The organism is Fodinicola acaciae (assembly GCF_010993745.1).
In the GTDB taxonomy this organism is placed as follows: Bacteria; Actinomycetota; Actinomycetes; order Mycobacteriales; family HKI-0501; genus Fodinicola; species Fodinicola acaciae.
Map to the genome: position 1 here is coordinate 1,343,543 of NZ_WOTN01000004.1, position 18,720 is coordinate 1,362,262.

An 18,720-nucleotide genomic window follows, 5' to 3' on the forward strand; every position below is an offset into this window, starting at 1 on the left:
ACCGGTACCGTGGAAGACGGAAAACGAAGGGTCTCAAAGAGGAGAAGTCGTGAACCTGGCTAGCGGCGAGGCCGTTGCCCTGTCCAGCACTCGTTCGAAGCGTCGGGCTCAGTCGGCGTGGGGTCGGATGGTCGACCTGCACGGTGAGCGTGGCGCCTTCCGTCACCTGTCCGCTCAGGTGGGTGGCTCCGACGCGGCGCACCGGACGCTGCGCAAGCACAGCATCGGCACCGACCTGATCTGAGCCGTCACATAACCGAAAGGCGAGTTTCCCGCGACGGGAGACTCGCCTTTTTCTCGCGCGGCTTGCAGCGCCTCGGCGGTCACACGCGCGCCGGTGGGACCAATGCCAGGTGGCGATCAGGTTGATCCGTCGGGAGTCGTCGATCTTCGGCGCATCCCGCGCGTGCTGTCGACACAGAAGGCGCAGCCGTTGATCTGCGACGCGCGGATCTTCACCAGCTCGGCGATCTTCGGCTCGACGCCGTCGTTGGCCTCTCGCGCGAACCCGAGCATGGCCAGATATGCCTCAGGTGCTTCCTTCTTGGCGTTCAGCCGGGTGGTCGGGACGACATAGTCGCTCATGGCTTCGAATCTAGACCGCGGCTGGTCCGGTCGTACGATCCAGTTTCATGGTGGAGCGATGGACCAGATCGACCTCACTGCATCTGGAGCTGGACCGGTCGGCCGGCCGGCGTCGAGCGCTGGAACAGGCATTGCGCGCCGCCATCAGCAGCGGCCAGCTGGCCGCCGGCACGGCGCTGCCGTCGTCGCGACTGCTGGCCGCGGACATCGGTGTCGGCCGCGGCACGGTCGTCGAGGCGTACGCGCAGCTGGTCGCGGAAGGCTATCTGGTCAGCCATCCGCGGGCCGGCACGCGGGTCGCCGCGGCCGTACGCGCGTCGGCGGATGTGGTCGCCGCCAAGGAGAAAACACGCGAGCCGGAGTTTGACCTGCGGCCGTGGTCGTCGGACGTGAGCGCTTTTCCGCGCGCCGCCTGGGCTTCGGCCGTGCGGCAGGTGATGCGCGACCTGCCGGATCGCGACCTGCGTTACGGCGATCCGCGCGGCCACGAGCTGCTGCGCCAGGAGCTGGCCGGCTATCTGGGCCGGGTCCGTGGCGTACGCGTCGGCGCTGACCAGGTCATGGTGTGCTCCGGTTTCTCCCACGCCCTGGCGCTTTTGTCTCAGTATCTGCGCCGGTCCGGCCGCCGCCGGCTCGCGCTGGAGGATCCGTGCCTGGCAGCCAACCGGGAAACCGCGGTGTTCCACGGACTGTCCACTGTGGACGTTCCGGTGGACCGCGGCGGCATGGACGTGTCCCGGCTGCGCGATGTCGACGCCGTGCTGGTGACGCCGGCGCATCAGTTTCCGTACGGCGTACCGCTCGCGGCGCCGCGGCGTACCGAGCTGCTCGCGGTGGCCGAGCGGATGCTGGTGATCGAGGACGACTACGACGGCGAGTTTCGCTATGACCGGCAGCCGGTCGGCGCGCTGCAGGGCCTGGCGCCGGACCGGGTCGTCTACGTTGGCACGACGAGCAAGTCGCTGGCGCCGGCGATGCGGCTGGCGTGGATGGCCGTGCCGGCGCCGCTGATGCCGGAGCTGGTCAGGATCCGCGAGCTCACCGACCGGCACTGCCCGGTCATCGATCAACTGGCCCTGGCGCATCTGATCGGCACCGGCTCGCTGGATCGCCATCTCCGCCGCGTACGCGGCCGCTATCGCGCGCGCCGAGACGCGCTGATGTCGGCGCTGACCGCCGTGCCCTCCGTACGCGCGCTCGGAGTCGCCGCCGGCTACTACGCCACTCTGCTGCTGCCACCTGGCGTCTCGGACACGGATGTCAGCCGCCGGCTCGCCGAACGCGGCGTACACGTCGACACGCTCAGCCGCCACCGCGGCTCCGCCTCCACCATCGACTCAGGCCTGGTCGTCGGCTATGGCACACCACCGCAGCACCAGTTTGCCGCCGCCCTGGAGGCCTTCATCGCCGCACTCCACGCCAGCGGCCTGTAGGCGATGAACTACCTGCTACGGCGCGAAACTGTCGTACCCTCCCGCCAATCTGGGCCCCCACCCAGATCGGGCGGGGGGTGGGTTCGCGTGGAAACTTACATACATCAAAATTCAGCCTCGAGCACCGCTATAGCGCTAAACGCCCCCTTTGTCGCATCAGTTCACGGTCGCATGGCCACCATGCGTGCGCCTGACGCACGCATGGTGGCCATGCGACCATCCGGCCGACCGGGGGGTACCACAGTTTCGCGCTGTAGCAGGCAATCAGACGGCGTCGGCGAGGGCCGCGAGGAAGCGGTCGTTTTCCTCCGGAGTGCCGATCGTGACACGGATGCCTTCCGTGCCGAAGCCGCGGACGATGACGCCGTGGCGGTCGCAGGTGGCGACGATCGCCGGCGTGGCCTCGCCGGACGGCAGCCAGACGAAGTTGGCCTGCGTGTCCGGGGCGTCGAAGCCGAGCTTGCGCACTCCTTCGAGCACGCGCGGCCGCTCGGCGATGACGAGGTCGCAGCGGCGGCGCATCTCGGCGGTCTGGTCGAGCGCCGCCAGGGCCGCGGCCTGTGCGAGCGACGACACCGAGAAGGTCGTGATGACCTTGCGGATCGCCTCGGTCACCTCCGGCGTGCCGGCCAGCCAGCCAACCCGCAGCCCGGCCATGCCCCAGGCCTTCGACAGCGTACGCAGCACGACGACATGCTCGCGTCCAGGCAGCAACTCCAGGCCATCCGGCACGTCGGCGTCGGTCACGAACTCGCGATAGGCCTCGTCGATCACCACCAACACACCTGACGGCAGCGAGTCGACGAAGTCGACCAGCTCGTCGCGGTGCAGCGCGGTGCCGGTCGGGTTGTTCGGGTTGCAGACGAAGACCAGCCGCGTCCGGTCGGTCACCGCCGCGCGCATGGCAGCCAGGTCGTGAGCGTACGACGGCGTGTTCGGCACCCGGACCGGCGTGGCACTGTGGCTGCCGACGACGATCGGGTAGGCCTCGAACGACCGCCAGGAGAAGACGACCTCGTCACCGGTCAGCGCGGTGGCCCTGACCAGGTGCTCGGCCAGTGCCACCGACCCGCAGCCGGTCGCGACCTGCGAGATGTCCAGGCCGTGGAGGCCGGCCAGCCGCTCGCGCAGCGCCATGCAACCGGCATCGGGATAGCGATGTGCGTCCGCGGCCGCCTCGGCGATCGCCTCCGGTACGCCGGGCAGGGGACCGTACGGCACCTCGTTGCTGGCCAGCCGCGCCGGCGGCAGCGGATGGCCGGCGGCGTCCAGCACGTCGGCCGGCTTGCGGCCCGGCACGTACGCCGGCAGGTTCACCAGGTCGGGCCTCACCAGGGTCATCTCGCCTCACCTTCGTCCGGCCGTCTGGCGTCCTTGCGGACCACGATGGTGGCCACCGCCTTGTCGTGCAGGCACTGCCGGCGCGGCCGGTCGCCGAGACACCACAGCGCGTCGACCAGGCCAATGATCGGACCGACGATCGAGCAGATCAGCGTCAGCGCCTGGACCCACCAGCGCACCATCGAGATGCGGAAGGTCATCTGCTGGCCGAGGAGGAACTGCACGCGGATCCCCATGATCCGCTTGCCGAGCGTCTGGCCGCTGTTCCACACCGCCGGCACCTCGTACGCGAACCACAGGCCAAGCGCGATCAGCGTGATGATCAGGTTGAGCCACGACGTGTCGCTGGTGGCGCGTTCGGCGCTGCTCGGCAGTCCGCTCATGTCGCCGGTCTCCAACGCGCGCACGTAGGCCTGGTAGAGCGGCGTGATCTGCTGCGCGTACTGGTAGATGAACCAGCCGTTCACCACGACGTTGAGCAGCGCGACGAACAGGATGTCGAGCAGCCGCGCGGCCAGCCGCGTGCCGAGGCCGGCCAGTTGCTCGGCCGGTACGTCGCCAGGCAGTGTCCCCAGTGGCGGGTTCGGACCGGCCGGCGGATAGCCGGGAGTCACCGGATAGCCGGGCCGCCGCTCCGTGTCCTCCGGCCGCGCACCCCAGCCGCCCCCGGTCGCGCCGCCCCAACCGGGGAACGGTGCGTCGGTCTCGACGACCGGCTTGGACAGGTCGACCTTGGTCGCCGTGTCCCCGCCATAGCGCGGCGTGCCGTCCTTCGGCGGATCGGTCGGCACGGGTGCGTCGGCCGGTACCCCGTCGCCGATCCACTGTTCACCGTCCCAGTAGCGCCGTACGTCCGGCTCAGCTGGGTCCCGGTACCAGCCCGGTGTGGTCACTCGGCCACCTTGATCACCACGGTCTTCGCGTACTTGTCGTGCAGGCACTGCTGGTACGGCTTGTCCCAGAGGCACCACAGGAAGTTCAGGTAGTTGTAGAAGCTGGCGATGGACCCGACGATCCAGCCGAGCACCGGGATGACCAGCGCCATCGACACGCAGTACTCGGCGAGGAACCGTTTCTGCAGCGCACGCGTGCCGGCCGGCGCGCCGGTCTCCAGCTCAAGGATCTTGATCCGCATCTTGAGCTTGCCGAAGGTCTGGCCCTTCTGCTTCTGGTAGATCACCTCGTAGTAGTAGACCACGAGGAGGTTGAGCAGCAGCGACACGCTGAAGCCGGCGACGAACGCCACGACGTACCAGACGGGCTGCTCGACCCGGGTCAGGACCATGACGACGATCGGTACGACCAGCACGATCAGCGAGATGACGAAGTTGGGCACGTACGTGATCGCGACGTCGATCAACCGAGCCAGCAGCCGGTCGGTCTGCGGAGCGAGCGGATAGCCGCCGACCGTGGTCACCGGAAAGCCGGCTCCGGCCGGATATGGCGGCGGCTGGGCGGCATAGTCACTGCCGCTGCTCAGCACCGTGCCATAGCCCGCGCCCGGCGCGCTCCAGGCGCCGCCGTACGCGGGGCTCGCCGGTTGCTGGGGCTCGGCTGGCTTCTGCAGGCTCGGCGGCTGTGTTTCCGGCTGTGTTTCCGGCTGTGTCTCCGGTTGCGGTGGCGGTTGCGGGACCTGCCGGGTCTCCGGCTGCTCGTTGGCCGGCGGGTCGGTCGGGGAAGTCACACCCGGCCTCCTCTGCTCGCCGTCGAGGCTGGCCGGTACGTGCACGTCATGCCTCCATCCTGCCGCATCGATGCCGCCTCTGGCGCCGACCCTGTGACTCGGGACTTGCCATGAAGGCTATCGCGATATATCGTTAAGCCATCGAGACACATAGACGACAGATTGAGGAGCTTTCAGATGTCAGCGATATCAGCAGAAGGTGGATTCGGACCGGCGGCCTGGGGCGGCCGCGACCCGCGCGCGGCGCTGGGTCAGGCCTTCGGTCGGGTACGCGGCGGCTGGCGTGGCGGTCACCATGGCCGGCGCGGTCACCACGGTCATCACGACGAGCAACACCATCAGCAACACCATGAGGAGCACCAGATGCACCACGGCTTCGGCGGTCCGGGTTTCGGCCGGCACGGCGGTTTCGGTCCCGGCGGCTTCGGCCCGGGCGCCGGTCGTGAGTTCTGGCGCGACTTCGGCGGCCCAGGTTTTGGTCCCGGCTTCGGTCGTGGCCCGCGCGGCCGCGGTCGTGGCCGGCGGTCCCGCGGCGACGTACGCACCGCTGTGCTGGCGTTGCTGCTCGAGCAGCCGATGCACGGTTACCAGATCATCCAGGAGATCACCGAGCGCAGCGGCGGCGCCTGGAAGCCGAGCCCCGGCTCGGTCTATCCGGCCCTGCAGTTGCTGGAGGACGAGGGCCTGGTCCGCACCGAAAACGCGGACGGACGGCGGGTCGTCCAGCTCACCGACGCCGGCCGTGAGTACGCCGAGGCGCGCCGCGAGGAGCTGGCCGCCGCGTTCGACGCGCTCACCGACGGCCCCGGCGACGACGTGCTGGAGGTCCGCAACCTGGTCGGCCAGGTGATGATGGCGTTCAGCCAGGTGATGTTCGCCGGCACGCCGGCGCAGATCGCCGAGGCGAAGAAGGTGCTGACGCAGGCACGCAAGTCGCTCTACGTCATCCTCGCCCAGGACGACGACACCACGGACGCCACTGGCGCCGACACCGACGAGCCGACCGACTGACGGTTCGTCCGGCATAGAAGGACGGCCCCCTGGACCACGCATCCAGGGGGCCGTTCGCCGTCCTCTGTCCGCATGGCCACCATGCGTGCGTCCAGGGTCCGCATGGCCCCCATGCTTGCGTTGGATGCACGCATGGTGGCCATGCGACCAAGATCAACTCTATGTATGTAAGAAGCCACGCGAACCCACCCCCCACCCGATCTGGGTGGGGGCCCAGATTGGCAGGGGGGTACGACAGTTTCGCGCCGTAGCGGGTAAGTCGCCGACCGAACGGTCGAGGCGACCCAGCGACGTACGGGCGGATGGCCGGTCGAATACCCTTGTGCAGGTGAGCTTGCGTCTGTACGACTCGTTGTCACGGTCCGTCCGCGACTTCAACCCGGTCACCGAGGGCCGGGTCGGGATGTACCTGTGTGGCATGACCGTCGACGCCGCTCCGCACATCGGCCACCTGCGCGGCGGCCTCAACTTCGACGTCCTGTTGCGCTGGCTGCGGCACAGTGGCTATGAGGTCACGTACGTCCGCAACGTCACCGACATCGACGACAAGATCCTGCGTCGCTCAGCGGAAGCCGGCGAGGACTGGTGGGCCCGCGCGTCCCGGATCGAGGGGATCCTGCGGGAAAACTACGCCCTGCTCGGCTGCCTGCCGCCGACCATCGAGCCGCGCGCGACCGGCCACGTCCCGGAGATGATCGCGATGATCGGCCGGCTGATCGCGGCCGGTCACGCGTACGCGGCCGACGGCGACGTGTATTTCGACGTGGCGTCCTGGCCGGCGTACGGCGAGCTGTCCGGCCAGCAGGTCGAGGCGATGCAGCAGGGCGAGTCGGCGGCCACCGGCAAGCGCAGCGCGGTCGACTTCACGCTGTGGAAAGGCACCAAGGAAGGTGAGCCGCCGACTGCCTCCTGGGACACCCCCTGGGGTCCGGGACGGCCCGGCTGGCACCTGGAGTGCTCGGCGATGGCCGGCAAATACCTCGGCGCCGCGTTCGACATCCACGGCGGCGGGATCGACCTGGTCTTTCCGCACCACGAAAACGAGATCGCCCAGTCGCGTGCCGACGGCCAGCAATTCGCGCGGTTCTGGCTGCACAACGCCTGGGTCACGCTCGCCGGCGAGAAGATGAGCAAGTCGCTGGGCAACGTGCTCTCGATCGAGTCGGTGAGCAGGATCGCGCGGCCGGTCGAGCTGCGCTACTACCTGGCCACGCCGCATTACCGCTCGACGATCGCCTACAGCGAAGACGCGTTGCGCGAGGCGGTCACCGCCTATCGCCGGATCGAGGACTTCGTCGTACGCGCGACGGAGCGGGTCGGCGAGGTCGAGATCGACAAGGCCGAGCTGCCGGCCGAGTTCGTCGAGGCGATGGACGACGACCTCGGCGTGCCGCGTGCCGTCGCGGTGATCCACGAGACGCTGCGCGTCGGCAACACCGCGCTGCAGGGGACCGATGACGATGCCGTACGGACGGCTCTGCGAGACGTACGCGCGATGCTGGACATCCTCGGTCTCGACCCGCACGATCCGCGGTGGACCGCCGGCGGCGGCTCCGACCGGCAGGCCGACCGGCTGCGGCAGGTGGTCGACGCGCTGGTCGCCGGCGTGCTGACCGCGCGCCAGGACGCCCGCAAGCGCAAGGATTTCGCCACCGCTGACGCGTTGCGCGATCAGCTCAAGACGGCCGGTGTCGTGGTTGAGGACAGCCCATCCGGTCCACGATGGACTCTGGAGAGCTAACCGTGCCTGGCAACTCGCAACCCCGCAACCGGCGCAGTTCCAACAAGAAGGGCGCCACCAAGGGCACCGGCGGACACAGCCGGAAAAAGCTGGAAGGCAAGGGCCCGACCCCCAAGGCCGTGGACCGTACGGGACATCCGGCCAGGCGGAAAGCCAACGCCGCCAAGCGCGCCGCCGCGTCCAGGGCCGGGCAGCCGGCCAGGCCGCGGACGGCGCCGGGCCGCCGCTCGGCCTCCGCGGCGGACGCGCCGGAGCTGCTCGTGGGCCGCAACCCGGTGGCCGAGGCGCTGGCCGCGCGCATTCCGGCGACCGCGCTGTACGTGGCGCTCGGCATCGACAGCGACGAACGGGTCACCACCGCGATCCAGCTGGCCGCCGACCGCGGCCTGTCGATCCTGGAGATCTCCCGCGCCGAGCTCGACCGGATGACCGGCGGCGTGCTGCACCAGGGGATCGGCCTGCAGGTGCCGCCGTTCCAGTACGCCGAGCTCGACGACGTGCTGGCCGCGGTCGACGCCGATCCGCTGGCCGGCCTGCTGGTCGCGCTCGACGGTGTCACCGACCCGCGCAACCTCGGTGCGGTGATCCGCTCCGCCGGTGCCTTCGGCGCGCACGGCCTCGTGCTGCCGGCGCGGCGGTCGGCCGGCGTGACGGCGACCGCGTGGCGTACGTCCGCCGGCGCCGCCGCCCGGCTGCCGGTCGCCAAGGTGACCAACCTGGTACGCGCGCTCAACGCCTGCAAGGAGGCCGGCTTCACGGTCGTCGGCCTCGACGCCGCCGGCGAGGTCGACCTGGACCACTTCGCCGCCGGGGTCGACCCGGTCGTGGTGGTGGTCGGCTCCGAGGGCAAGGGCCTGTCGCGGCTCGTCTCGGAGACCTGTGACCTGCGGATCTCCATCCCGATGGCGTCCGGTTCCGAGTCGCTCAACGCCTCGATCGCCGCCGCCGTCACGCTCGCCGAGATCGCCCGTCAGCGCCGTGTCTAGCCGGTAAATAATGTGCAAAATCATCTGACGACCGGCTAATAACTGGCGAACCGCCCCTATCGTGCGGAGATGACCCCACACAGCGGCTCCACCTCACGTGTACGTGTCCGTCCGGCGGTCCTGCTCGCTCTGGTCGCCCTGATCTCCGCTCTGTTCGTCGGCCTGGTCAGCCCGGCGGCGGTGTCGGCCCAACCGGTCGCGCTGAAGGCCAAGGCGCTGCCGACCGTCGCGCTGTCCAGCCTGCCGTCGCAGGCGACCGACACCGTACGGCTCGTGCAGAAAGGCGGTCCGTTCCCGTACCGGCAGGACGGCACGGTGTTCTCCAACCGTGAAGGCCTGCTGCCGCAACAGTCCAGCGGTTACTACCACGAGTACACGGTGAAGACGCCGGGCTCGCCCGACCGTGGCGCCCGGCGGATCATCACCGGTGGCGGCTCGCTGACCAACCCGGCGCACTGGTACTACACCGCCGACCACTACGCCAGCTTCTCCAACGTCGACATCACCCGCTGACCTTCCGTACGCGCCAAATGCCGCAACGCCTCGTTGCTGTCACCTCAGGACAGCAACGAGGCGTTGCGGCGTTTCGTACGAGAGGTCAGACCTCGATGCGCTCGCCGGTCTCGGCGTGGAACACGTGCTCGTGGCCCTTCTTGATGGCGATCGACACCCGGTCACCCATCTGCGGGGGCGTACGGCCCTCGGTACGCACGACGATCCGCTCCTGGTCGCCGCCGATCTCGGCGATGCCGTAGACGTACGCGTCCGAGCCGAGCTCCTCGACCAGCTCCACGTTGATCGCGAAGCCGGCGTCGTCCTTCTCCTTGTCCAGCGACTTGCCGTTGCCGGCGATGTCCAGGTCCTCCGGCCGGAAGCCGATGGTCACCGTCTTGGCGCCGCCCTCGCCGGCCGCGGCGACCTGCTCACGGGTCAGCGGTACGACGATGCCGCCGAGCTGGGCGCCGCCGTCGACCAGCGGCACGGTCTTGAGGTTCATCGCCGGCGAGCCGATGAAGCCGGCGACGAAGGCGTTGATCGGCTTGTCGTAGAGCGCGCGCGGCGTGTCGACCTGCTGCAGGAAGCCGTCCTTGAGCACCGCGACCCGGTGGCCCATCGTCATGGCCTCGACCTGGTCGTGCGTGACGTACACGGTGGTGGTGCCGAGCCGGGCCTGCAGCGAGGCGATCTGCGAACGGGTCTGCACCCGCAGCTTGGCGTCCAGGTTGGACAGCGGCTCGTCCATCAGGAAGACCTGCGGCTCACGTACGATCGCGCGGCCCATGGCGACGCGCTGGCGCTGACCGCCGGAGAGTGCCTTCGGCTTGCGGTCCAGGTAGGCCTCCAGGTCGAGCATCTTGGCCGCGTCGGCGACGCGCTTCTTGATCTCGGCCTTGGGGGTCTTCTTCAGCTTGAGCGCGAAGCCCATGTTGTCGAAGACGGTCATGTGCGGGTAGAGCGCGTAGTTCTGGAAGACCATCGCGATGTCGCGGGCCTTCGGCGGCAGGTTGGACACGTCGCGGTCGTTGATCTTGATCGCGCCCTCGTCGACGTCCTCAAGACCGGCCAGCATCCGCAGCGACGTGGACTTGCCGCAGCCGGACGGACCGACCAGGACCAGGAACTCGCCGTCCCCGATCTCCAGGTTGAGCTTGTTGACCGCGGGGGTCGTGGTGCCGGGATAGATCCGGCTCGCCCCCTCGTACGTGACAGTAGCCATCGTGCTTCCTTCCACCGGCAGGAACGTGCCGGACGATCCGAGTGGAGGGAGCGGGTGGCGCACAGTGACGTGCCCGCCGTCCGGAGTGCTGCCTTCGAAGATCGACTACCCGACCGCCAAAAGGCATATTTCCGATTCGACCCACCTAACCCTCGGGCTCCCACCTGGGAGCCCGCAGTCAACCTACATTTCGAAGGTGACGCGAGCCACCCCGTTCGCTGAGAAAACGAGCAGAATCTCGGCCGTACGTGGCCATTAACTAAGCGTAATCGGCCCCGGTGGCCGGTGTAGGCAACCCGGCCCCCGGCCGTAGGCTTCCAGGCGCGCAGTCCGACAATGGTGGAGGGGTTCCGGCCGTGTCTGGTGGCGGCCGGGTTCACATGGAGGGGAGCGGCTGGTGACCGAGCGACCGCCGACCATGTGGTCACCCGGCAATCAGTCGGCTCCGCAGCCGCCGCAGCGGCATTCGCAGGTGTACGGCAGCGCGGCGCGCCAGCAGGTGCCGCCGGACCAGCCGCCGTCGGGCTGGCGCCGGCTGTTCAACCGCCGCCGCGCCGAGGACGGCCAGGAGGTCAGCCGCCGCCCGCAGGCTCCTCTCGCCGACCCGCTGCACCTGAGTCCGTATCCCGATCCCCAGGTCGCCCGGCTGATCGACACCGTACGGATGCAGATCCCCGGTCCGCGGGTGATCGCGTTCATCAACCCCAAGGGCGGTGCGCACAAGACCACCGCGTCGGTGCTGACCGCCGCGAGTTTCGGCGTGCTGCGCCGCCGCGGCGTACTGGCCTGGGACGACAACGAGCTGCGCGGCACGCTCGGCCTGCGCGCCGGCACGGCACGGCACGGCCGCACGATCAAGCACCTGCTGCAGGACCTGCCGGCGCTGGAGGCGACCGGCGGGCCGTATCCGGAGGAGCTCGACGCGTATCTGCGCCGCCAGGACGACGGCTGCTTCGACGTGCTGGCCTCCGACGAGGACCCGCGGATCGGCCGGCTGCTCACCAAGGACACCGTGCACAGCGTGACCAGCGCGGTGTCCCGCAGCCACCAGATCATCATCGTGGACACCGGGAACAACATCGACAGTGACAACTGGCGCACGGTCGTCGAGCGCGCCGACCAGCTGGTCGTCATCACGCTGCCGCGCGAGGACGCCGCGTTCGCCGCCGACTGGATGCTCGAGCTGCTGGTCGAGGACGGCTACGCGGCGAAGGTCGAGCACGCCGTGACGGTGTTCTCGACGCCGGCGCCGGCCGTCGAGCAGGCCGCGTACGCGGATCTGGCGTCGCACTTCGCCAGCCGCACGCGCGCGGTGATCCAGACGCCGTACGACGCGGCGCTCGACCACGGCGGCCGGATCGACTATCACGCGCTCTCACCGGAGACCCGCGACGCCTGGGTCAGGGTCGCCGCCGTGATCGCGCAAGGGTTGTGAACACACAACGATCCTGCGTTAAAAGCGGCTGATTACTGCAACAAACGGCAATCGGCACACTGAGTGTCTACCTTTCGGTAGCAAACGAGCCTGAATCGGTTATGGTCCGTCCATGACAGCACAGCACGCGGGCCAGCGGAGCCGGCGCACCGCGACGCTCGCGTCGCTGGCGGCCGAGCTCGGCGTTTCCCGTACGACGGTGTCCAACGCGTACAACCGGCCCGACCAGCTTTCGCCGCAGCTGCGCCAGCGGGTCCTCGACACGGCCAAGCGGCTGGGCTATCCGGGTCCCGACCCGGTGGCCCGGTCGCTGCGCATCCGGCGGGCCGGCGCGGTCGGGTTGCTGCTCACCGAGCGGCTCTCGTACGCCTTCCGCGATCCCGGTGCGGTGGCCTTCCTGGAGGGCCTGTCCTTCGCCTGTGAGGACGCGCGTGTGGGGCTGCTGCTCGTGCCAGCCGTCGAAGGTGCCAGCGGCACCGACCCGGCCGTCGTGGCGCGGGCGGCGGTCGACGGCTTCGTCGTCTATTCGATGCCGGAAAACAACGACTTCCTGCAGACCGTGCTCGACCGGCCGGTGCCCACGGTCGTCGTCGACGAGCCGGCCGGCGTCGACGGTGTCGACTTCGTCGGCGTGGACGACTGGGCCGCGATGAACGCGCTCGCGCGACACCTGGTGGAGCTGGGGCACCGGCGAGTGGGTGTGGTCAGCTCGGCGATCAGTCCGGACGCGAGTTTTGGCTTCGCGTCGCGGGACCGGCAGCGCGCGGCCGGCTATCACGTCGTACGCAACCGGCTCGACGGCCTGCGCCGGTCGCTGGAGGCGGTCGGCGTGAGCTGGGACGACGTACCGGTGATGGAGCTGCCGGCCAACGACCGCACGCTCGCCGCGCAAGGCGCGCACAAGCTGCTGGAGGCGTATCCGGACCGCACGGCCATCGTGTCGATCACCGACATCGTGGCGCTTGGCGTGCTCGACGCGCTCGCCGAGCGCGGTGTGTCGGTGCCGTCGCAGATGTCGGTCACCGGCTTCGACGACGTACCGGACGCGGCGCTGGCCGGTCTGACGACCGTACGGCAGCCGCTGCGCGAGAAGGGCCGGGTCGCCGGCGAGCTGCTGCTCGACACCGGCGAGCGACCCGCACCGCGTACCCGGATGCTGACCGCCGACCTGGTGATCAGGGAAACCACCGGCCCGGTCTCGGAGTAGCCGTTCGGCCGATCCGGATGGTCGTCCGGCCAAAGGTCCAAAGACCCCGGCGGCGTTATTTTCGGTTGGACAGTCGGCGTTTTTCGCTGGGACACGGTTGTCGGCGAGTAAACCTCTCTTGGCACGGGTTTCCGATCCAAGGGGTGCCAGATGGCCAATCAGTGGGGTACGCCGCCAGCCGCACCACCGCCTCGCCGCCGGCCGGTGGCATTGATCGTCATTCTGTCGGTCGCCGGGGCGTTGGTGCTGTGCTGCGGCGGTGGGCTGATCTTCGCCGCGATCAGCAACGGCGCCAGTCCGGCCGGGCCGCGTCAACCGGCGGCCGGCTCCCCGGCACAGCCACAGGCGAGCGTCGTTCCGTCCTCGCCGGCGCGATCGGACTGGGAAGTCGTTGGCAAGCCTTACAAGACAAGCGGCGGACTGATGCTGCACGCGGTCATTCGCAACAACACCGGAAGCGACTGGAAAGACGGTGGATTCGTCACGCTCACCGCGTACGACGGCAACGACAATCAGGTCGGCGAGTTCACCGGTGCCACCTCGTCGACCATCTACAACGGCAAGACCGGCCAGGTCGACCTGTTCGCCGACAGCGCCGGTAAGCAGCTCAATCTGAGCACTGTGAAGCGCTGGGAAGTGCGCTGAGTCGTCAGCCGAGCAGGGTGCCGTGTGCGGCGTCGGCATAGCACTCGACGACGTCGACGGCGATGGGGAAGCGTACGGGAGTGGCGCCGAACAGCAGCCGCGTCGCGGTCGCCGCCGCCTCACCCATCGCGGCCACCACCTGCTCGGCGACCTCTTTCGGCGCGTGCGCGATGACCTCGTCGTGTTGGTAGAAAACCAGCTCCGCACCGGAGATCGCGGCCAGCCGGGTCCGCAGGTCGGCGATCAGCGCACCGGCCCACTCCGAGGTGGTGGCCTGCACGACGAAGTTGCGGGTGAACCGCCCCCGGGCGCGAGCCGCTGCGCCGGACGTACGACTCGGCGGCTCCTCGACGCCACCGTCGGCCGCGATGCCGTCGTCGAACATGGTGTTGCCGGGCGGGCACGTACGCCCCAGAAACGAGCGGACCAGGCCGCCGGTCTCGCCGGCCTGCGCGGCCTGCTCCAGCAGCTCCAGAGCCTGCGGATAGCGTTGTCGCAACGCGGCCAGCGGTGCCGCCGCCGCGCCGCCGGTCTGTCCGTACATCGCGCCGAGCAAGCCGAGCTTGGCCTTGGCGCGATCGCCGTCGAACGCCTCGGCCGCCAGCGCCGCGTAGATGTCGGCGTCGCGCGCAGCGCGCAGCATGCCGGTGTCGCCGGACATTGCCGCCAGGATCCGCGGGTCGACCTGCGCCGCGTCGGCGACGATCAGCACCCAGCCCGGATCGGCGACCACCGCCCGCCGCAGCCGCCGCGGGATCTGCAGGCCGCCGCCACCGCGAGTGGCCCACCGACCCGACACGACCGCGGCCGGCACGTACTCCGGCCGAAACCGTCCGCCGCGCACCCACTCGGCCTGCCAGGCCCAGCCGTTGGCGGTGTGGATGCGCGCGAGTTCCTTGTATTCCAACAAAGGCGCGACCGCCGGATGATGGACCTGCTTCACCACCGCGGACCGCGTCGACTCCAGCGAGTGGCCGGCACGGCTGAACGCGCGTAACAGCTCGGCCGGCGAGTCGGGATTGAGCGACCGGTTGCCGAACGCCTCGCCGACGCGGTTGGCGAGCTCGGCGAGCTTCGCCGGTCGTACGCCGGGCGGCACGCGGTGGCCGAGCAGCTCGGCCAGGATCCGGTCGTGGATGTCGACCCGCCACGGCAGGCCGCACACGTTCATCTCCTCGGCCACCAACGCGCCGGCCGAGTCGGCGGCCACCAGCAACCGGAACTTCCCGGGATCGTCCGTGGCCGCGATGCGTCTTTGTTGGTCGGCGAACACCAGCCGGGTCGCCTCCAGCGGATCCACCTCGGCCGGCAACCCGCTGCGGTCGGGCTCGAACAGCGACGGCGGTGCGTCCCGTGGCGCCGGCTCCGGATCGGCCGGCACCGGATTGCCGGTCAGCCTGGCCCACGCCGCTGCCATCGACCGCGGCTGTCCCCACCGGCCGTCGTACCCGAGCAGCAGCGCCTCGGTCAGCGCCAGATCGTGACACCGGCCGACGCGTACGCCCGCCTCCAGCAGCGGCCGGTAGGTCGCCACCGCGTCCGGCCACACCCACCGCGTCGCCGGGTCGCTCGTCGCCACCGCGCGCGCCAGGCTGGCCGGCCAACTCGCCGGCCCCGCCGGCGCGCCCGCCTCGTCGACCGGCAACAACGCCGGACGCCGCTCGGTGGTCAACACGACTCGCACACCGCTGAGTGTGCCTCGTGGGTACGACGATCCGGCGTTGGCCTACCATGGAGGTACCTGCCGGCATGGCGCAATTGGTAGCGCACTCGACTTGTAATCGAGCGGTTCCCGGTTCGAGTCCGGGTGTCGGCTCCACAAACCCCAGGTCAAGGCCATGATCATCTGGCCGGGCCGATCGGGGATTGGCGACCAGCCAGGGTTTACCCAGGGGATTCGTCCGACTCGTAGAACGCTTCGAAGATCTCGGCGCCGCGCTCGGCGACTCGTCCGCGAGCCATGTAGACATCCTGCGTCATGCTCGGTTTCGCGTGGCCGAGCTGGTCTGCGATCAGTCGCGCGCTGATGCCGGCATCATCCATCACCGTCGCCGCCGTCTTGCGGAACGTACGCGCAGTTAGCCAGCCCTCGAACTCTGAGCCCTCGACGGCATCCCGGATATCAGCCTGCGTGTTCGACGGGTCGCGGAGAAGACCGGTTGGAGACGTGAACACGACGTCCCATTCGTTGGGCACCGCGTCTTTCTTGCGGTCCTTCAGAACTGTGACGACCCATGCCGGCAGCTTCAACGTTCGGTAACCCGCCTCAGACTTCGGACGCAGCTGGAGAACGAGGCCCCTGCCTTTGAGACGTACGACGGTGCCGCGAATCTCGACCTGTCCCGCTTCCAGGTCCAACCCATCCCACATGACCGCGCATGCCTCGCCGAGCCGCATCCCGGTACCAAGCAGGAAGTCGATAAAGTCCGGTAGATCACGATCAACGGCGCGTTGGTCGGCTGTGATTCGCTTGCGAAGTCTACGAATTTCGCCAAGTTGCAAGGCACGTGCCTTCTTTGGCGTACTGATCACGGGCTCGACATCACGAGTCGGGTTGTAGTCGACGGCGTCGAGACGTGCGGCCAGGCTGAACATGCCGCTGACGACGCTGCGTACGAGCTTGGCCGCGCCTTTGCCGCGATTGTCCGCCACATCCTGTACGAGCCCGTCCACTCGGCCGGTGCTGCACTCGCGGATCTTGAGATTGCCGAGAGCTGGCTTGACCGACTGGTCGTAGTGGTACTGGTATTTGTCCAATGTGGATGGTGCCTTGCGGCCATCGGCGACATGGCGTGCAACCAGCTGCAACCAACGCTCGCCGAGATCTGACACGCGCGTGTCTGCCGAAATCTCGCCATGACCAGCGCGCCGTGCACGGTCGCGAAGTGCTTCCCTCAGCCGATCTTTCGCGGCCGTTTTGGTCTTGCCGTGCCGCTCCACCTGTCGTGTCTTGCCGTCGTAGTCGCGGTAGTACGCGCATGCGCGCCATTTTCCGTTGGGCGTCTGCGAAACGTTGATCTCACCCCACGTGCCGATGGGGAGCGGCGGCCGGCCCATGATTACGCGCTCTGCTTCTGTTCGTCCCACCAGCGCAAGACTTCTGCCTCGTCGTAGCGGACGTGCCTGCCGACCTTTCGGCCGTACGGACCGTACCCATTGACGCGCCACTGATAGAGCGTCTTGACCGGCACCTGAAGGAAGTCCGCCAAGTCTTGGATGGTCCAGGTACGGCCGATCCGGCGCCGCTGCTCCGGGACGTTCACGCTGCCACCTCCCCGTCTGCCGAAAGTTGTCCAGCTGCGAGCGCTTGCGCCTGGTCGAGCTCGCGTCGCCAGCGTTGTCGGTCGGCGATGGCGTGCATGAGCAGCTGTCGCCGGCCGATGGCGTCTGTGTCCGATGTGGACAGTCGTTCCCAGGCGTACCGGTCTGAACTGTCGATTGCCGAAACCTCGACGGCCGCCTGGTCGCCGTTGTGTTGCTGGAGTTTCTGGATCATGCCGAGGACCCAGCGGCGCCGGTCGTTGCGGGTGTCGGTCAGTGTCTTGCCGGACCACTTGCGCGACAGCAGTACGCGTCGGCCGCCGAACCCGAGCGTGGCTCTCTTGTGGGCACGGCCCTTGCAGTGTCCGGGAGTCAGCCCGGGACGGCTGTTTTTCGGTTGTACGCCGTACATAAGCCAGTTAGCGCAGGTTGGCGAGCACGGCTCGAAGCGGAGCGCATCCGCGTACCGGTCAAGGTGCGCCTTCTGCCGATCAGTGGTCGCTTCGTGGCACTCGTCCAGCTGCTTTGTTAGGTACTTGCCCAGGTAGCCGATGAGGAGATTGGCCCGTTCGGTGCCGGCCTCGACTCCTTTGGCGTCGACCTGCGCGCCGAACCGTACGACGTGCGCCGGCTCGTCATCCTCGCCGATGTCATCGAGCGCCTGATCCCAGGTAGTGAGCTGGTCGCCGTTGTCGGGGTCGACGTACGCGGCCAGCTGGTCATCCCAGACGGGCAAGTTTCCCGGCAGGTAAACGGGTTCGTCGCACGCCGGCCACCACACCTGGTGGTACGTCGCCGCCGCCACTTGCTTGATGGCAGTCCGCGGAATGGTCCCGCGAATGGCCGCGTGCAGGTGCGGCGCCAACCGCCGTTGCGGCTCCAGGGACGCGAAGTACTGCACGTCCCAGCCAACCGCGCGGCGAAGGTTCTGCCAGAACCGATCAACCAACTTCGGGAAATGGATGGCATCGCGCGCGGCCCGCCGGTAGTCGTAGCTGGACGGGTCCACCGGGGCGCCATCCGGCCCCACCCGGCCGTACGAGTCGCAAGTCAGCGTGATGAACATCGACGGCCGCCAGACCGTGCCATCCGGCGCCGTGTACGTCTTGCCGACCGTGCGTTTGTCGACGGGCAGCCGGGGAAGCTCGGCGGCATCCTGGCGACGCTTGGTCGAGCGGCTACGCCGAGCCGGCTTGTCCGTTAGGGTGCCGCGTACGCCAGCCTCGCGCAGTTGCTCGTCGACCTCGGCCAGCTGGACATCCAGCTCCGCGACCTCGGGGTGATCGTCCCCGAGCTGCCCTGCCAACTCGTCACGGTGGCTCTGCGCGTCAGCACGGGCCGTCGCCAGCTGCTGCTGCAATTCGGTCGGGTCGTCGGACTCCAGTGGTGGTTCTTCGTTGAGATGCCAGCCTTCCCGGCACTGCGCGAGCCGGAGTGCCTTGGCTCTTTTGGCGCACGGCTCACATTTGGAGGCCAGCCGAGCACCGCACGGCACCGGAATGACTTCCGACGTTCCCGTCGTGGTGTCGATCCTGCGCATGGCCATCGGCCGTACGCACACACCGAACTGAAGCGCGACCGACTCCAGGACTTCCTTGGCCAGCGGCATCCGCGCGCGTTCGATCCGGGACAGGTTCCGATCATGAGGGTCAGACTTCGTTGTCATAGCGGGAA

19 protein-coding genes and 1 tRNA gene are annotated in these 18,720 nt (G+C 68.8%); 10 read left to right on the forward strand and 10 right to left on the reverse strand.

Annotation, left to right across the window (positions count from 1 at the left end; translation table 11 throughout):
- The first annotated feature begins 49 nt into the window (after positions 1–49).
- Positions 50–244 (forward strand): hypothetical protein, encoded by a 195-nt coding sequence (locus tag GNX95_RS42865; RefSeq protein WP_222854328.1) that lies wholly within the window; start codon positions 50–52, stop codon positions 242–244.
- A gap of 116 nt (positions 245–360) precedes the next feature.
- On the opposite strand, the gene GNX95_RS42870 is transcribed toward GNX95_RS42865, so the two are convergent.
- A complete protein-coding gene (locus tag GNX95_RS42870; protein WP_222854329.1) occupies positions 361–585 on the reverse strand; it encodes a carboxymuconolactone decarboxylase family protein in 225 nt (74 codons plus the stop codon).
- 47 nt (positions 586–632) lie between these two features.
- Here GNX95_RS42870 and pdxR point away from each other — a divergent pair, with 47 nt between their 5' ends.
- Complete coding sequence (gene pdxR / locus GNX95_RS41855) at positions 633–2,018, forward strand: MocR-like pyridoxine biosynthesis transcription factor PdxR (RefSeq protein ID WP_163513691.1); 1,386 nt, start codon at positions 633–635, stop codon at positions 2,016–2,018.
- 264 nt (positions 2,019–2,282) lie between these two features.
- Here pdxR and hisC read toward each other — a convergent pair whose 3' ends face one another.
- From hisC to GNX95_RS42875, 4 genes are all read right to left on the reverse strand, one after another.
- Entirely contained in the window at positions 2,283–3,359 is a 1,077-nt protein-coding gene (gene hisC / locus GNX95_RS41860; RefSeq protein ID WP_163513692.1) for a histidinol-phosphate transaminase, read from the reverse strand.
- On the reverse strand, positions 3,356–4,252 hold the full coding sequence (locus GNX95_RS41865; RefSeq protein ID WP_163513876.1) for an RDD family protein: 897 nt from the start codon (positions 4,250–4,252) through the stop codon (positions 3,356–3,358). The genes hisC and GNX95_RS41865 overlap by 4 nt, the downstream gene beginning before the upstream one ends.
- Entirely contained in the window at positions 4,249–5,043 is a 795-nt protein-coding gene (locus GNX95_RS41870) for an RDD family protein (protein WP_163513693.1), read from the reverse strand. The genes GNX95_RS41865 and GNX95_RS41870 overlap by 4 nt, the downstream gene beginning before the upstream one ends.
- A 189-nt stretch (positions 5,044–5,232) precedes the next feature.
- On the reverse strand, positions 5,233–5,403 hold the full coding sequence (locus tag GNX95_RS42875; protein WP_222854330.1) for a hypothetical protein: 171 nt from the start codon (positions 5,401–5,403) through the stop codon (positions 5,233–5,235).
- Positions 5,404–5,406: 3 nt separating this feature from the next.
- Here GNX95_RS42875 and GNX95_RS41875 point away from each other — a divergent pair, with 3 nt between their 5' ends.
- The 4 genes from GNX95_RS41875 to GNX95_RS41890 all read left to right on the forward strand — a co-directional run bounded on the left by GNX95_RS41875 (position 5,407) and on the right by GNX95_RS41890 (position 9,294).
- Positions 5,407–6,054: a PadR family transcriptional regulator gene (locus GNX95_RS41875; RefSeq protein ID WP_222854331.1), complete on the forward strand. Its 648-nt coding sequence runs from the start codon at positions 5,407–5,409 to the stop codon at positions 6,052–6,054.
- A gap of 328 nt (positions 6,055–6,382) precedes the next feature.
- Positions 6,383–7,795 (forward strand): cysteine--tRNA ligase, encoded by a 1,413-nt coding sequence (cysS, locus tag GNX95_RS41880; protein ID WP_163513695.1) that lies wholly within the window; start codon positions 6,383–6,385, stop codon positions 7,793–7,795.
- A gap of 2 nt (positions 7,796–7,797) precedes the next feature.
- A complete protein-coding gene (gene rlmB / locus GNX95_RS41885) occupies positions 7,798–8,781 on the forward strand; it encodes a 23S rRNA (guanosine(2251)-2'-O)-methyltransferase RlmB (RefSeq protein WP_163513696.1) in 984 nt (327 codons plus the stop codon).
- A 69-nt stretch (positions 8,782–8,850) separates the two neighbouring features.
- Entirely contained in the window at positions 8,851–9,294 is a 444-nt protein-coding gene (locus tag GNX95_RS41890; RefSeq protein ID WP_163513697.1) for a guanyl-specific ribonuclease, read from the forward strand.
- 85 nt (positions 9,295–9,379) lie between these two features.
- Here GNX95_RS41890 and GNX95_RS41895 read toward each other — a convergent pair whose 3' ends face one another.
- Positions 9,380–10,498 (reverse strand): ABC transporter ATP-binding protein, encoded by a 1,119-nt coding sequence (locus tag GNX95_RS41895; RefSeq protein WP_163513698.1) that lies wholly within the window; start codon positions 10,496–10,498, stop codon positions 9,380–9,382.
- A 397-nt stretch (positions 10,499–10,895) separates the two neighbouring features.
- Here GNX95_RS41895 and GNX95_RS41900 point away from each other — a divergent pair, with 397 nt between their 5' ends.
- From GNX95_RS41900 to GNX95_RS41910, 3 genes are all read left to right on the forward strand, one after another.
- Positions 10,896–11,933 carry a MinD/ParA family ATP-binding protein gene (locus GNX95_RS41900; RefSeq protein WP_163513699.1) on the forward strand — a complete coding sequence of 346 codons (1,038 nt, stop codon included), beginning with the start codon at positions 10,896–10,898 and terminating at the stop codon, positions 11,931–11,933.
- A gap of 112 nt (positions 11,934–12,045) precedes the next feature.
- Positions 12,046–13,140 carry a LacI family DNA-binding transcriptional regulator gene (locus tag GNX95_RS41905; protein WP_163513700.1) on the forward strand — a complete coding sequence of 365 codons (1,095 nt, stop codon included), beginning with the start codon at positions 12,046–12,048 and terminating at the stop codon, positions 13,138–13,140.
- 150 nt (positions 13,141–13,290) lie between these two features.
- The gene (locus GNX95_RS41910) at positions 13,291–13,785 is read left to right on the forward strand and encodes a hypothetical protein (protein WP_163513701.1); all 495 of its coding nucleotides are present in this window, start codon (positions 13,291–13,293) and stop codon (positions 13,783–13,785) included.
- A gap of 4 nt (positions 13,786–13,789) precedes the next feature.
- Here GNX95_RS41910 and GNX95_RS41915 read toward each other — a convergent pair whose 3' ends face one another.
- Positions 13,790–15,469: a bifunctional 3'-5' exonuclease/DNA polymerase gene (locus GNX95_RS41915; RefSeq protein ID WP_187369770.1), complete on the reverse strand. Its 1,680-nt coding sequence runs from the start codon at positions 15,467–15,469 to the stop codon at positions 13,790–13,792.
- A 59-nt stretch (positions 15,470–15,528) separates the two neighbouring features.
- On the opposite strand from GNX95_RS41915, the gene GNX95_RS41920 reads away from it, so the two are divergent.
- Positions 15,529–15,604 (forward strand) — tRNA-Thr (locus GNX95_RS41920).
- A 65-nt stretch (positions 15,605–15,669) separates the two neighbouring features.
- On the opposite strand, the gene GNX95_RS41925 is transcribed toward GNX95_RS41920, so the two are convergent.
- Genes GNX95_RS41925 through GNX95_RS41935 form a run of 3 tightly spaced genes read right to left on the reverse strand, consistent with a single transcriptional unit; the run spans position 15,670 to position 18,712 of the window.
- Entirely contained in the window at positions 15,670–16,872 is a 1,203-nt protein-coding gene (locus GNX95_RS41925; protein WP_163513702.1) for a tyrosine-type recombinase/integrase, read from the reverse strand.
- Positions 16,845–17,048, reverse strand: a complete 204-nt coding sequence (locus GNX95_RS41930; protein ID WP_246281940.1) for a helix-turn-helix transcriptional regulator — start codon at positions 17,046–17,048, stop codon at positions 16,845–16,847. Before GNX95_RS41930 ends, GNX95_RS41925 begins: the two co-directional genes overlap by 28 nt.
- The gene (locus GNX95_RS41935; protein ID WP_163513703.1) at positions 17,045–18,712 is read right to left on the reverse strand and encodes a replication initiator; all 1,668 of its coding nucleotides are present in this window, start codon (positions 18,710–18,712) and stop codon (positions 17,045–17,047) included. The genes GNX95_RS41930 and GNX95_RS41935 overlap by 4 nt, the downstream gene beginning before the upstream one ends.
- Positions 18,713–18,720: the final 8 nt, after the last annotated feature.